This is a genomic window from Burkholderia sp. BCC1999, from assembly GCF_905339975.1.
GTDB lineage: Bacteria > Pseudomonadota > Gammaproteobacteria > Burkholderiales > Burkholderiaceae > Burkholderia.
The window spans coordinates 1-346 of record NZ_CAJPHP010000074.1 but is presented as its reverse complement, the minus strand read 5'-3'; the positions used below and the strand labels follow the sequence as shown (position 1 = coordinate 346).

The 346-nt window shown below is 65.0% G+C and carries 1 protein-coding gene; it reads right to left on the bottom strand.

Going from position 1 to position 346, the window contains the following annotated elements:
- Nucleotides 1-346, bottom strand: a 346-nt coding sequence (locus U5809_RS34620) for a TolC family protein (RefSeq protein ID WP_322089860.1), incomplete at both ends; no start/stop codon positions are given.

Below are 346 nucleotides of genomic sequence, written 5' to 3'. Positions count from 1 at the left end.
TTGCTGCTGGTTCGCGAGCGCCGTCTCGACCACCGTCTGCGCCTGGCGCAGCTCGAGCTCGGAGCCCGTGCCGTTGTCGAACTGCAGCTTCGTCAGGTCGTACTGCGCCTGGGCCGACTTCAGCGTGTTCTCCGTGACCTGCAACAGGTCATCGGTCGACAACAGCGTCAGGTACTGGTCAGCCACCTGCGACACCAGCGAGATTTCCGACGCCTGCCGTGCGTACGACGTCGACAGGTACTGCGCGAGTGCCTGGTCCTTCAGGCTCTGCACACGGCCGAACAGGTCGAGCTCCCACGACGCCGACAGCCCGACGTTGTAGCTGCGCGAGATGTACGGCGCACCA